The 13,975-nt window shown below is 61.7% G+C and carries 11 protein-coding genes and 1 pseudogene; 3 read left to right on the plus strand and 9 right to left on the minus strand.

All coding sequences use genetic code 11. The features are described 5' to 3' along the window. Positions 1-51: 51 nt before the first annotated feature. Genes WBR57_RS03970 through rluC form a run of 3 tightly spaced genes read right to left on the minus strand, consistent with a single transcriptional unit; the run spans position 52 to position 2,665 of the window. Positions 52-1,035, minus strand: coding sequence for a S49 family peptidase (locus tag WBR57_RS03970; RefSeq protein ID WP_424082321.1), 984 nt, complete (start codon positions 1,033-1,035; stop codon positions 52-54). A 21-nt stretch (positions 1,036-1,056) separates the two neighbouring features. After that, positions 1,057-1,719: an HAD-IA family hydrolase gene (locus WBR57_RS03975; protein WP_424082323.1), complete on the minus strand. Its 663-nt coding sequence runs from the start codon at positions 1,717-1,719 to the stop codon at positions 1,057-1,059. After that, positions 1,706-2,665: a 23S rRNA pseudouridine(955/2504/2580) synthase RluC gene (gene rluC / locus WBR57_RS03980; RefSeq protein ID WP_424082325.1), complete on the minus strand. Its 960-nt coding sequence runs from the start codon at positions 2,663-2,665 to the stop codon at positions 1,706-1,708. Before rluC ends, WBR57_RS03975 begins: the two co-directional genes overlap by 14 nt. Before the next feature lie 768 nt (positions 2,666-3,433). Between rluC and rne the strand changes: the two genes are divergently transcribed. Beyond that, positions 3,434-6,673 (plus strand): ribonuclease E, encoded by a 3,240-nt coding sequence (rne, locus tag WBR57_RS03985; protein WP_424082327.1) that lies wholly within the window; start codon positions 3,434-3,436, stop codon positions 6,671-6,673. Positions 6,674-6,735: 62 nt separating this feature from the next. Here the strand turns inward: rne and WBR57_RS03990 are convergent, their stop codons facing one another. From WBR57_RS03990 to WBR57_RS04000, 3 genes are all read right to left on the minus strand, one after another. Next, complete coding sequence (locus tag WBR57_RS03990) at positions 6,736-7,320, minus strand: nucleotidyltransferase family protein (RefSeq protein WP_424082329.1); 585 nt, start codon at positions 7,318-7,320, stop codon at positions 6,736-6,738. Then, the gene (locus WBR57_RS03995; protein WP_424082331.1) at positions 7,317-8,303 is read right to left on the minus strand and encodes an XdhC family protein; all 987 of its coding nucleotides are present in this window, start codon (positions 8,301-8,303) and stop codon (positions 7,317-7,319) included. The genes WBR57_RS03990 and WBR57_RS03995 overlap by 4 nt, the downstream gene beginning before the upstream one ends. A 256-nt stretch (positions 8,304-8,559) precedes the next feature. Then, on the minus strand, positions 8,560-9,891 hold the full coding sequence (locus WBR57_RS04000) for a dicarboxylate/amino acid:cation symporter (protein WP_424082333.1): 1,332 nt from the start codon (positions 9,889-9,891) through the stop codon (positions 8,560-8,562). Between the two features lie 339 nt (positions 9,892-10,230). On the opposite strand from WBR57_RS04000, the gene WBR57_RS04005 reads away from it, so the two are divergent. Next, positions 10,231-11,229 carry an AraC family transcriptional regulator gene (locus WBR57_RS04005; RefSeq protein WP_424082335.1) on the plus strand — a complete coding sequence of 333 codons (999 nt, stop codon included), beginning with the start codon at positions 10,231-10,233 and terminating at the stop codon, positions 11,227-11,229. Positions 11,230-11,306: 77 nt separating this feature from the next. On the opposite strand, the gene WBR57_RS04010 is transcribed toward WBR57_RS04005, so the two are convergent. Genes WBR57_RS04010 through WBR57_RS04020 form a run of 3 tightly spaced genes read right to left on the minus strand, consistent with a single transcriptional unit; the run spans position 11,307 to position 13,654 of the window. Beyond that, positions 11,307-12,653, minus strand: coding sequence for an ATP-binding protein (locus WBR57_RS04010; RefSeq protein ID WP_424082337.1), 1,347 nt, complete (start codon positions 12,651-12,653; stop codon positions 11,307-11,309). Beyond that, positions 12,650-13,327, minus strand: a complete 678-nt coding sequence (locus WBR57_RS04015; RefSeq protein ID WP_017138377.1) for a response regulator — start codon at positions 13,325-13,327, stop codon at positions 12,650-12,652. The genes WBR57_RS04010 and WBR57_RS04015 overlap by 4 nt, the downstream gene beginning before the upstream one ends. A gap of 18 nt (positions 13,328-13,345) precedes the next feature. After that, complete coding sequence (locus WBR57_RS04020; RefSeq protein WP_424082340.1) at positions 13,346-13,654, minus strand: hypothetical protein; 309 nt, start codon at positions 13,652-13,654, stop codon at positions 13,346-13,348. Positions 13,655-13,797: 143 nt separating this feature from the next. Here WBR57_RS04020 and WBR57_RS04025 point away from each other — a divergent pair. After that, a pseudogene (locus WBR57_RS04025) lies at positions 13,798-13,975 on the plus strand (4'-phosphopantetheinyl transferase); the annotation flags it as partial.

Genomic DNA, 13,975 nt, shown 5'->3' on the forward strand with positions numbered 1-13,975 from the left:
ATTCGCGAGCAAGCCCGCTCCCACATGTTGAGCTGTGCCAGCCTCAGGGTTTCAGCGCAGGGTCGGGCCCTGGAAGCCCATGTACAAGGCCAGTTTCTCAGCCACACTCGCGCCAAGCTTCTTGGAGAAGCGATCAAACGGCGATTCCTGAACGGTGAAATCCACCAATTCCTTCTCGCCAATCACGTCCCGCGCCACGGAACTGGCACTGCCCAGGCCGTCGATCAAGCCCAGCGGCAACGCCTGCTCGCCCGACCACACCAGCCCGGAGAACAATTCCGGGTGGTCCTTATCTTTCAGGCGATCCCCACGCCCCTGCTTCACGCTGGCGATGAACTGGCGATGGGTGGTGTCGAGCACGCCCTGCCAGAACTGGGTTTCATCGGCCTTCTGCGGCTGGAACGGGTCAAGGAATGCCTTGTGCTCGCCCGACGTGTAAGTGCGACGCTCCACCCCCAGCTTCTCCATGGTGCCGACAAACCCGTAACCGGCCGCCGTCACCCCGATGGAGCCCACCAGACTGGCCTTGTCGGCGTAAATCTGGTCAGCAGCGCTGGCAATGTAGTAGGCACCTGAAGCCCCCAGGTCGGAAATAACCGCATACAGCTTGATGTCCGGGTGCAGGCCGCGCAGACGGCGAATCTCGTCATACACATAACCCGACTGCACCGGGCTGCCACCTGGGCTGTTGATGCGCAGGATCACACCCTTGACCTTGGGGTCTTCAAACGCCGTGCGCAGGCTGCTGACGATATTGTCGGCACTGGCCGACTCCTTGTCGGCGATCACGCCCCGCACTTCAATCAAGGCGGTGTAATTGTTGCCACGGGTCGCGCTTTTTTCCATGTCCATCAGCGGGCTGAACAGCACCAGCATCGCGATCAGGTAGGTAAAGGTCAGCAGCTTGAAGAAAATCCCCCAACGCCGTGCACGGCGCTGTTCCTGAACGCTGGCCAGGAGGGTCTTCTCCAGCAGCTTCCAGCTTTTGTCATCGCCGCTCTCAGCCTTTTCGGGCGCTTTCCACTCGTCACTCATGCCATCAACCCCAGCAAAGACTTATTGAGCCCGGTCGAGCCAGGCCTGCAGTTCGGAAAAATGATCAATCGTCAGCCTGGGCTCGTATTGCTGCAAGGCGTCGGCAGCCTGGGCACCATAGCTGACCGCCACACTGTCCATGCCAGCATTGCGCGCCATCATCAGGTCGAAGGAGGCATCGCCCACCATCAACGCCTGGCGCGGCGATACACCACAGTGGGCAAGGATCTGCTCGAGCATCAGAGGGTGCGGCTTGCTGGCGGTTTCATCCGCCGCGCGGGTGATGTCGAAAAATGCTTCGAAGTTGTGCGCTTTGAGCACCCGATCCAGGCCACGGCGGGCTTTGCCGGTCGCGACGGCCAAGTGATAACCCTGCGCACGGAACGCCTCCAGCGACTGCAACACACCGTCGAACAACGGCGAAGGCGTGGCCTCCAGCGCAATGTAGTGATCGGCGTAGTGGTCGCGAAATGCCACCAGCTCAGCGTCGCTGATCCGCGGGTACAAGGTGCGGATCGCTTCAGGCAAGCCAAGGCCGATGATGCCCTTGACCGCCAGGTCGGTGCAGAGCTCAAAGCCGGAACGGGCCGAGGCGGCGTGCATGGATGCAACGATCCGGCCAATAGAGTTACACAGCGTGCCGTCCCAATCGAAAATCAGCAGTTTGTAATCAAGGTGCGACACTCAAACGCTCCACGGTCTTGGCCCACATCTCATCCACCGGCGCCTGCAGCTTCAGTTCGCCGCCATCGGGCAGCGGCACGGTCAGCATGTAGGCATGCAGGAACAGGCGCTTGCCGCCGAGGTCGCGGATTTCCTTGGAGAAATCCTCGTCGCCGTACTTGGTGTCACCGGCAATGCAGTGGCCGGCATGCAGGGTATGCACGCGAATCTGGTGGGTTCGACCTGTCACCGGCTTGGCTTCGACCATCGTGGCGAAGTCGCCGAAGCGGCGCAGCACCTTGAACAGGGTCAGGGCTTCTTTGCCCTCCTCGTCCACCTCGACCATGCGCTCGCCGGAGCGCAGGTTGCTCTTCTGCAACGGCGCACGCACGCTTTTGATCGAGCTGGCCCAGTTGCCACGCACCAGCGCCATGTAGCGCTTGTCCACGCCATCACCGCGCAAGGCGGTATGCAGGTGGCGCAACATGCTGCGTTTTTTGGCGATCATCAGCAGGCCGGAGGTGTCGCGATCCAAGCGGTGGACCAGCTCCAGCTCCTTGGCATCAGGGCGCAACTGACGAAAGGCTTCGATCACACCAAAGGTCAGGCCACTGCCGCCGTGAACCGCAATGCCGCAAGGCTTGTTGATCACGATCAACTTGTTGTCTTCGTAGACAATCGAGGCTTCCAGGCGCTGCAGCAGGCCCTGGGCCAGCGGTACCGGCTCGTCCCGCTCTGGCACGCGCACCGGCGGCACACGGACGATGTCGCCCGCCTGCAACTTGTACTCGGGCTTGATGCGGCCCTTGTTCACGCGCACTTCGCCTTTACGCAAGATGCGGTAAATCAAGGTCTTGGGCACGCCTTTAAGCTTGGCCAGGAGAAAATTGTCGATGCGTTGGCCGGCATATTCCGGCGAGACCTCGAGCAGCTGGACGCTGGGGGTCTGGGGGGCGGTAGTCGTCATGGCGGCGATGATAACAATTTTTTATGGAATTGAAGCACTTAATCATTGCTGCTATAGTCGCGAACGCCGCCAAAAGCGGCCTGGACAGAGGACTTGCGGCAAACTGCCGGCCCTGACCATCGCAATTCATCAGGACGCGAGGCCGTCCTACGGGGCTTTCGCCACCTTGGAAGGCTGGAGATTGTAACAAGCGCAGGTGACATGAGGCCTGAAGCGAGTGCAGAAAGCAGAGTGAATACTCGCGTTCTGCGCCGATATTTACGGCCAGTTCACAAAGTGCAGTCAGTCTTGAGCCAGACCATGGCGAATGCTTCGGAAACAACGCCTGTTAAGAGCTGAGTGAGAGCGCAGTCGCCCACACCCAGTCTTGTTTAGCCATGAGCGTGTACTCCCCATTGGAGCACACGGTAAATGCCAACCCGCTGCGGATTCTGCGCGCGGCAGCACCCGAATTATCAGGGATACGTGTAGGGTGGAGATGCACAACCGTCGGACCGTGTAGCACTAGGCTTATATTTAGACGCTTCATCTCGTCCACAGTCGCCGGTTGATTCCTCCTCCTGACCTTAGCTTTTGTTGAAGTGGTGCCTTTGTCACCACCGCTAACAAGCAGGACGCGTCCGTCGCGATACCGGCCCACATTGGCGGGTTTTGCTGGACACTGGAGTGGCCAACCACTCTTGACGCACCTGACACCGACCGTGAGAAGTCGTGTGTGCCGAACGCCGTTTCCGGCAGCCCGGAAACCGACGGTACAACATGAAAAGAATGCTGATTAACGCAACTCAACCCGAAGAGTTGCGTGTTGCACTGGTAGATGGCCAACGCCTCTACGACCTGGACATCGAATCCGGTGCACGCGAGCAAAAGAAGGCCAACATCTATAAAGGCCGGATTACTCGCATCGAACCAAGCCTTGAGGCTGCCTTTGTCGATTTCGGCTCCGAGCGCCACGGCTTCCTGCCCCTCAAAGAAATCTCCCGCGAGTACTTCAAGAAAGCCCCTGAAGGCCGCGTGAACATCAAGGACGTCCTGAGCGAAGGCCAGGAAGTCATCGTTCAGGTCGAAAAAGAAGAACGTGGCAACAAGGGCGCAGCCCTGACCACTTTCATCAGCCTGGCTGGCCGCTACCTGGTGCTGATGCCGAACAACCCACGTGCCGGCGGTATCTCCCGTCGCATCGAAGGCGAAGAACGCAACGAACTGCGTGAAGCGCTGAACGGCCTGATCGCGCCGGCCGACATGGGCCTGATCGTGCGCACCGCAGGCCTTGGCCGCAGCAGCGAAGAAATGCAGTGGGACCTCGACTACCTGCTGCAACTCTGGACCGCCATCAAAGAAGCCTCGCTGGATCGTTCCGCGCCGTTCCTGATCTATCAGGAAAGCAACGTGATCATCCGCGCCATCCGCGATTACCTGCGCCAGGACATCGGCGAAGTGCTGATCGACAGCGTTGAAGCCCAGGACGAAGCCCTGACCTTCATTCGCCAGGTGATGCCGCAGTACGCCAGCAAGATCAAGCTATACGAAGACAGCGTGCCGCTGTTCAACCGTTTCCAGATCGAAAGCCAGATCGAGACCGCCTTCCAGCGCGTGGTCGAACTGCCTTCCGGCGGCTCCATCGTGATCGACCCGACCGAAGCCCTGGTGTCCATCGACATCAACTCGGCGCGTGCGACCAAAGGTAGCGACATCGAAGAAACCGCCCTGCAGACCAACCTGGAAGCGGCTGAAGAAATCGCCCGCCAGTTGCGCCTGCGTGACATCGGCGGCCTGATCGTGATCGACTTCATCGACATGACCCCAGCCAAGAACCAGCGCGCCGTGGAAGAGAAAGTCCGCGAATGCCTGGAAGCTGACCGTGCCCGCGTACAAGTCGGCCGCATCTCGCGCTTCGGCCTGCTGGAAATGTCCCGCCAGCGCCTGCGCCCCTCCCTGGGCGAGAGCAGCGGCATCGTCTGCCCGCGTTGCAACGGCACCGGCATCATCCGTGACGTTGAATCGCTGTCCCTGGCGATCCTGCGCCTGATCGAAGAAGAAGCCCTGAAAGACCGCACCGCCGAAGTCCGCGCGCAAGTGCCGATCCCGGTTGCAGCGTTCCTGCTCAACGAAAAACGCAACTCGATCACCAAGATCGAACTGCGCACCCGCGCCCGCATCGTGATCCTGCCGAACGATCACCTCGAAACGCCGCACTTCGAGGTGCAGCGCCTGCGTGATGACAGCCCGGAAGCTCACAGCGGCCAGTCCAGCTACGAAATCGCGGCTGCCGCGGCTGAAGTGGAAGAAGTTCAGCCAGCCGCCGCGACCCGCACCCTGGTTCGCCAGGAAGCTGCCGTCAAGACCGCGCCAGCCCGTGCCAACGCACCGGTGCCTGCTGAAGCTGCTGCCCCGGTTGCCGCACCGGCTGCCCTGCCTGAGCCAAGCCTGTTCAAGGGCCTGGTGAAGTCGCTGGTCAGCCTGTTCGCCACCAAAGAAGAGCCTGTTGCGCCGGTTGTGGTTGAAAAGCCAGCCGCCGAGCGCCCGGCGCGCAACGAAGAACGTCGCAACGGTCGCCAGCAGAGCCGTAACCGCAACGGTCGCCGTGACGAAGAGCGCAAGCCGCGCGAAGAACGTGCTCCGCGTGAAGAACGCGCACCCCGTGAAGAGCGTGCCCCTCGCGAAGCCCGTGAAGAAACCCCGACCGTAGCCCGTGAAGAACGTGCACCGCGTGAAGAGCGCGCGCCACGTACCCCACGCGCCCCACGTGAAGACCGCAAGCCACGTGGCGAGCGTGAAGAACGTGTGCGCGAATTGCGCGAACCACTGGACGCCGCACCGGCTGCCACTGGCGAAACCGCTACCGAAGAACGCCCGGCGCGCCAGCCGCGTGAAGAACGTGCGCCGCGTGAAGAACGTGCGCCGCGTGAAGAACGCCAGCCACGTGCTCCGCGCGAAGAGCGTCAACCACGTGCCGAGCAGGCCGCTGTTGCCGGCGAAGAAGAAGTGCTGACTGGCGAAGAGCAACTGCAGGAAGACGGCCAGGACAACGCCGAAGGCGATCGTCCACGCCGCCGCTCCCGTGGTCAGCGTCGTCGCAGCAACCGTCGTGAGCGTCAGCGTGATGCCAACGGCAATGTGATCGAAGGCTCGGAAGAAGCCGGCGAGAACGCAGAAGCCGCTACTGGCGAACCGACTGGCGCCGAACTGGCTGCCGGCCTGGCCGTCACCGCTGCCGTTGCCAGCTCGGTCATCAGCGCACCTGCTGAAGCCCAGGCGCACGAGCAAGCTGAGCGCGCTACTGCCGCTGTCGAAGCAACCCCTGCGGTAGAAGCGCCAGTTGCCGAGGCGCCAGTGGCTGAAGCACCGGTTGTTGAAGCACCTGTGGTTGAGGCCACCACCCCGATCGAAGCCCCAGTGGTCCCGGAAGTGGAAGTGGCCCCGGTCGTACGCGAAGTTCGCGAAGCCCAGCCAGCAGCCGAAGTGGCTGCTGTCGAGCCAGCACCGATCGTTGAGCCGCAGCAGCCAGTGGTTGAAGCGGTTGTTGAAGCCCCGGCCGTCGAAGAAGCTGCCCCGGCAGTGCGTGAAGTTCGCGAAGAACAGACCGCCTTCCAGTGGTCTGCCCCTGAGCCGGTTGCACCGGTTGAAGCGCCTGCACCTGCCCCCGTGGTAGAACAAGCGCCTGCACCGGTTGCCGAAGTGCTTGCCGAACCTGCTCCAGTGGTTGAGCCTCAGCCTGTGGTTGAAGCGCCAGTGGTAGCCGAAGAAGTTGCCGCCCCGGTGGTTGAAGCCGCCCCAGCCAGCGCCCTGACTGAAAACGGCCGCGCGCCGAACGACCCACGTGAAGTGCGTCGTCGTCGCAAGGAAGCCGAAGCAGCCGCGGCTGCAGCGGCTGCCGCTACGGCCGCTGAACCCGTGGTTGAGCACACTGCCCCCGTCGTCGACGAAGCCCCGCGCTCCGTTGAAGAAGTGACAGAGCACAGCCCAAAGGCCCTGGAAGCAGAACACGAGCCTAAACCCCTCGTCTGATTCCATCAGCCACTAAAAAGCCCCGCCTGAATGATCAGGCGGGGCTTTTTTATGCATGGCGACTAGCGGAAGTTCAACGACGCAGGTACATCCACATCCCACAACACGCCCGGATCTTCTAGCCGTACTTCCTGCACGGCGACCTGAGCGAACAGCGGTTTGGCCCCACGATCGCCGGTCAACGCCAGCAAGGCAGGCCCGAGCTCACGCCCAAAGGCCACAGGGTGCCCATACTGACCGTCATGCAGTGGAACGCTGATACCCTCCGCCACCATCGCGTCGCTGACCCGCTCGATACTCGAAGATTGAATAAACGGCATGTCGCCCAATACCACCAGCCAGCCATCAGCCAAACCGCTGGCCGCGACGGCCGCCGCAATACTGTCGCCCATGCCAGCGGACTCCAGCAGCAACACGTCGCAGCGATAAGTCTCTGCCAGCCGAATTACCTCAAGGCGATCGGGCGAGGTCACTAGCAAACGCCTGACTACGCGCGGTGGCAAATTCAAAAGCACCTGTTCAATCACCGGCCGCGTCACGCCATCCAAGCCTACGCAATCTGCCAGCAATTTATCTTTGTCAGCGCCGGCCTCCGCCCGAAAACGACTGCCCTGCCCCGCCGCCAGCACAATCGCGGTAACCGTCATTCAGCCACGACCGGCAGCGGCTTTTTCTGCACTGGCGCCACGCCGTTCTTGATCGCGACGATTTCCGCCAGCAACGACAACGCAATCTCCGACGGCGTGTGGCTGCCAATATGCAAACCAATCGGCCCATGCAGACGTGCAATCGCCTGCGCGCTCAACCCCAGCTCCGCGAGGTTCTCGCGACGTTTCTGGCTGTTGACCCGCGAGCCCAGTGCACCAATGTAAAACGCACTGGAATTCAACGCGGTCAGCAATGCCATGTCGTCCAGACGCGGGTCATGGGTCAGGCACACGATGGCCGTGCGCTCGTCGGTCTGGATATTCAATACGGCTTCATCCGGCATACCCGGCACAAAGCGGCCGTGCTGCTCTTCCCAGCCGTAGACGAACTCTTCGCGCGGGTCACAGATCAGCACTTCGAAATCCAGCAACCGCGCCATTTCCGCCACATAGCGCGACAGTTGTCCGGCGCCGATCAACAACAGGCGCCAGCGCGGGCCGTAGATGGCTCGCAGACGCTGGCCATCGAACGTCACGACATCGGTTTTGCTTGCGTCGCTCAGGGTCACCTGGCCGGTCGCCAGGTCCAGCTCACGCGCGACGATCTGATGGTCCTCACAGCGCGCAAGCAATTGCGACACCCAATCCCAGTCGCCCACGCGCTCTTCGGTCAGGCGCAAGGTGCCACCACACGGCAGGCCAAAACGCGCGGCTTCATCGCGGGTGACGCCATAGGTCACCAGTTGCACCGGTGGGCCATCTTCGGGCAAACGCCCATCCTGCAGACGCGCAATCAAGTCGTCCTCAATGCAGCCGCCCGAAACCGAGCCAATCACCACGCCATCGCCACGCAACGCCAGCATCGCGCCTGGCGGGCGTGGCGCGCTGCCCCAGGTCTGCACAACGCTGTACAGCACCACTCGTTCCCCGGCGCGGCGCCATTGGAGCACGCTGCGCAGGACATTCAGATCCACACTGTCCATCCAGCCTTCACCTCTTGCCAGCCTCGAAGCTCAATGGCGCTTCGGGCCGTTGATAAACACCGCCTATGAACCGATAAAAGCCCCGCAGGTGACTAAGTTAACCCAGACAACACACCCCGGCGATGCAAGGTGTGAGGATTGATCGACACCTGCCTGGCTGCCAGGTTCATGCGGGTAACCCGCTACAACGCGCTTCGATGACCGACGGGCATAAAAAAACCCATCCGAAGATGGGTTTTTCGCACAACGCTAAAGCTTACTTGATGATAGGAGCAGGGCCTTCAGCCACACCCAGGTCATCTTCTTCACGGGTGTCGGAGATGCCGCGACCGCCGGATGCGAGCTCAACTTTCAGCTTGTCTTCGTCCAGTTCCTTGACCCACTTGGCCACAACCAGGGTGGCAACAGCGTTACCCACCAGGTTGGTCAGCGCGCGGGCTTCGGACATGAAGCGGTCGATACCCAGGATCAGCGCCAGGCCGGCAACCGGCAGGTGGCCTACGGCCGACAGGGTTGCAGCCAGTACGATGAAGCCGCTACCGGTCACGCCAGCGGCACCTTTGGAGGACAGCAGCAGCACCAGCAGCAGGGTGATCTGGTGGGTGATGTCCATATGGGTGTCGGTCGCCTGGGCGATGAACACGGCCGCCATGGTCAGGTAGATCGAAGTACCGTCGAGGTTGAACGAGTAGCCGGTCGGAATCACCAGGCCTACTACGGATTTCTTCGCGCCCAGACGCTCCATCTTGATCAGCATGCGTGGCAGTGCGGATTCGGAGGAGGAAGTACCCAGTACGATCAGCAGCTCTTCACGGATGTAGCGGATCAGCTTGATTACGCTGAAACCGTGGGCGCGGCAGATACCACCCAGCACTACAAGCACGAACAGCAGGCAAGTGATGTAGAAGCAGATCATCAGCTGGCCGAGCTGCACCAGCGAACCGACACCGTAGGCACCGATGGTGAACGCCATGGCGCCCAGGGCACCGATTGGCGCGAGCTTCATGATCATGTTGATGATGTTGAACATCACGTGGGCGAAACGATCGATGAAGTCCAGCACCGGCTTGCCGTAGGCACCCAGGCGATGCAGGGCGAAACCGAAGATCACCGAGAACATCAGCACTTGCAGGATGTCACCGGTAGCGAACGCGCCGACGATGGTGTTCGGGATCACGTTAAGCAGGAAGCCAACGATGCTCTGGTCTGCACCGGCAGTCACGTAGGCCGCGACTTTCGAGGCGTCCAGAGTGGCCACGTCGATGTGCATGCCGGCGCCCGGTTGCACGACGTTCACCACGATCAGGCCGATCAGCAGGGCGACGGTGGAAACGATTTCGAAGTACAGCAGCGCGTAGCCGCCGGTTTTGCCGACCGATTTCATGCTTTGCATGCCAGCGATGCCGCTGACAACAGTGCAGAAGATGATCGGGGCAATGACCATTTTGATCAGCTTGATAAAGCCGTCACCCAGTGGCTTGAGGGCCACGCCGGTCTGCGGGTAGAAGTGACCGAGCAAAATACCGATAACGATTGCAACGATCACCTGGAAATACAGGGATTTGTAGATTGGCTGACGAGTCGTCATTGCAAAGTTCCTCAATCGTCCCGTGTGGCAAATATCCGCCATTGCCCACGACACTTGAATTGCGAACCCTCCTGCACTGGAGGGATTTGTTGTTTGCGAGGTCTGTAGGAACCAGCCTGCGCTGTAATCTTTATCGCAAACGCCGTGCCACTTTGCTGAAAAAACCTGGAGGCCTTTAGACATCAGGGTTGGGGGTCCAAAACCGCCCCAGGAGGCCATGCAACAGGTGGCGGATTTCCGCCGACTCGCCCAATCCCGTCCTACAATTTGGCGGATATCCGCCTTGTCGCCCTATCCGCAGGTGACTACCATCCGCCATTCCATGGACGAGGCCTTCGCATGCGTGAACGTACCATCGCCAGTCATTACGCCCGGGCAGCCCTAGGCGGTGCGCGTCGGGCCGGTTACGACTACTTCAGCCTGCTGCAACGGGCGGGGATCACCCCGGAGCTGCTGACCGAACCGCGCGCCCGCATTGCGCCGGAACAATTTACCCGGCTGCTGCAAATGCTCTGGCTGGCGTTGGACGACGAATACCTGGGCTTTGCCGACGGCCCGAGCAAACGTGGCACCTTCGCCATGATGTGCCATGCGTTGATCCACTGCCGCACCCTGGAGAAGGCTCTGGAACGCGGCTTATTATTTTATAGCCTATTCCCGCAAGGTCCGCGCTGGCAGCTGACACGCGAAGGCGACATGGCCCGCTTGAGCCTGGACGATTCCCAGTTGTGGGACCCGGATCACTTCCTCAGCGAGTGCCTGCTGGTGATCTGGCACCGCTTGGGCAGTTGGCTGATCGGCCAACGCATTCGGCTGCACCAGGCCACGTTCAGCTACCCGGCGCCAGCCCACGCCAGCGAATATGACTTGTTGTTTCCCTGCACCCAGGTATTCGGCGCACCGAACAGCAGCCTGGTGTTTCCCAGCCGCTACCTGAGCCTGCCGCTGTTGCAGGACGAACGCACGCTCAAGCACTTCCTGCAGCACTCCCCAGCGGATTTGCTCTCGCGCCCGGATGAAGGCGACAGCCTGAGCAGCCAGTTGCGGCGTTTATTGAGCCGCGACCGCACACCCTGGCCGGACCTGGAAGCCGTCGCCTATCACCTGCATATCAGCCCGCAAACCCTGCGCCGCCATTTGCGTGAAGAAGGCACCAGCTTCCAGGCGCTCAAGGATGAGCTGCGGCGGGACATCGCCATCTATCATTTGGGGCGGGCGGATTTGTCATTGCAGGAGATCGCCGAGCAGTTAGGGTTTTCCGAACCGTCGGCGTTTCATCGGGCATTCAAGAAATGGACGGGGCTGACACCGGGGGCCTATCGCGCGCAAGAGAGTTAGATGTGTACTGATGCGACTGGCGCTTTCGCGGGCAAGCCCGCTCCCACCGTTTAACCGCATTCCAACGGCGAAGAGGCTCACACGGCAGGAAAATGAATCTTGAACGCCGCGCCCCCTAGGGGTGAATCCCCCAGGGTCAGCCGCGCGCCGTAGCTCTCGATGATGTCTTTGACCACCGCCAGGCCAATCCCCTGCCCCGGATGCTGGCGGTCCAGCCGCTCGCCCCTTTGCAGGATCCGCGCACGCTGGTCAGGCGGCACGCCCGGTCCGTCATCTTCGATGCACAGCTCACTGCCTTCGACGCTTTCCACCAGGCTGATGCGCACTTCGCTCAGGCACAGGCGGTAGGCGTTTTCCAGCAGGTTGCCGAGCAGTTCCAGCAAGGCGCCCTTCTCGATCGGCACGTCGCATTCCGACGGCAAGTCAAAGGTCACGGTGACGCGCTTGTCGCGATAGACCTTGTCCAGCGTGTCGCAGAGGCTTTGCAGCACCGGCTCCAGGCGCACCTGGTGACGCACCAGGCCGCTTTTGCGCAGGCTGGCGCGCTGCAACTGGTAGCTGATCTGCTGGCTCATGCGCTCGATCTGGGATTGCAGCACCCAGGCCTGGTCGCGGTCTTCCGGCCGCTGGGCCATGTCTTCGCTCACCCCCTGCAGCACCGCCAGCGGGGTTTTCAGGCTGTGGGCCAGGTCGTCGAGGGAGTCACGGTAGCGCGCGCGCTGCTCGCGTTCGCTGTGCAGCAAACGGTTAAGGGAGCCGGTCAGGCGCAGCAGTTCGCGCGGATGTTCTTCACTGAGGCTTTCGCGCGTGCCGCCTTCGATCTGGTCAAGCTCCTGGCTCAGGCGCCGCAGGGCTTGCAGGCCCCAGGTCAGGCCCAGCCAGAGCAAGGTCAGCAGCACCAGCAAGGCCGCGCCGAAGCCCAGGTAGAGGTTTTCCCGCAGGCCTTCGAGCGTCACCTGGTATTCGCGCACCGGTTGCAGGGCGACGATACTGAACGCCGCGCTCTTGCCGCCGAGCAGCTTGACCTCGACGTCGTACACAAAGAATTCCTGGCCGTTGGCCTCGCGGATCCGCGCAAACTCGTTACCGCGCCCGTCGTAGCGCGGTTTGTAGTTGATGTTTTCTTCCTTGGTGGCCCGCGAACGCCACACCAGGTGGCCTTCGCGGTCGTAGATATAGCCCAGCAGCCGGCTGTCGGTGAGGTTGAAACGTTCGTCAGGCAGTTGCGCCGGCATCAGCAGGCGGTTGTTTTCCACGCGCGCGGCGGATATCAACGTGGTCACGTCCGAGGCCAGGCGCTGCTCGATGGAATCCTGCAAGGCCAGGCTGAACGCGCCCTGCATGGCCGGCAACAAGCCCAGCATGAACAACACGGCCAGGGTGGCGGCCGCCAGCATCAGGCGCACGCGTAGCGAGCGAATCAACGGCAGCGCTCATTGAACAGGTAGCCGAGGCCGCGCACGGTGTCGATCGGCTTGAACCCGGCCGGGCCTTCCAACTTGCGGCGCAAGCGACCGACCAGCACTTCGATGACGTTCGGGTCGCGCTCGTCGTCATCGGGGTACAACTGCTCCATCAAACGGTCCTTGGCCACCACTTGCTGGTGATGGCGCATCAGGTATTCGAGGATCCGGTATTCGTAGGCGGTCAGCGCCAGCGGCTGCTCGTCGAGCGATGCCTGCTTGCGGTTGAGGTCCAGCAGCAAGGGCCCGGCGACAATGGTCGACTGGGTAAAACCGCTGGAGCGACGCAGCAAGGCGTTCATCCGCGCCTCCAGCTCTTCGAACTGGAACGGCTTGACCACATAGTCGTCGGCGCCGGCAGCCAGGCCTTCGACCTTGTCCTGCCAGTTGCCCCGCGCGGTCAGGATCAGGATCGGGAAGGTCTTGGCCTGGCTGCGCAGTTGACGGATCAGGTCCAACCCGCCCATGCCGGGCAGGCCCAGGTCGATGATCGCCAGGTCATGGTTGAATTGGCCGGTCTGGTACAGGGCCTCTTCGGCATTGGCCACGGCCTCGACCACGTGTCCGCTGTCGGTCAGGCGGGTGAACAGGTGATGACGCAGCAGCGCCTCATCTTCCACGACCAGCAATTTCATAAGGCTCTCCAAAGCGATTCAGCTGTCCGACAGGGGGATATCATAGCGGCCCTGCACGTCTTGCGGGCGCAGTTTAATGCCATTGTATTGGCCAGTCAGGGGTGCGTAGCCAGCGCGATAGTCCGCCTGCGGGGCGCCAAGGCCCAGGGACTGGCCCCAAGGCGTGGGCTGGCTGCCCGCATCCTCGACACTCACGCGCTGAATCAGCGTGCTGGTTTTTTTGCTTTTCTCGCGACCGAATCCGGCAAACGCCCCATCAGACGCTTGCACCCCGGCAGTGGCACTGAGCATGGTTAACGCCAACATCAGCTTTTTGATCGCAGTCATGGTGTTACCTCATTACGCGCGTGGCTGTTGTGTGTTGGGATCAGCCTACGCAAACGCCCCTGAACTCCCCCTGAACAGGCTCTGAACCTCAGCTGAACACAGCGGGCTATGCGGACGCGTGCCAACTCGGCAAAATACCGGCCATGACGCCCTTACCCGCTTGCTGCACCCCACTCGATGCCCATTGGCCGCTGCCCGAACCCTTGCCGGGCACGGTATTGCTGAGCACCCGCTTTGACCCCGGCCTGTTGGCCGACGGGGATTTCCAGCGCAGCGCCGTGCCGCCACCGCCGAGCATCCAGCGCTCGGTGGCCAAGCGCC

This window comes from Pseudomonas sp. (assembly GCF_049590575.1).
Lineage (GTDB): Bacteria > Pseudomonadota > Gammaproteobacteria > Pseudomonadales > Pseudomonadaceae > Aquipseudomonas.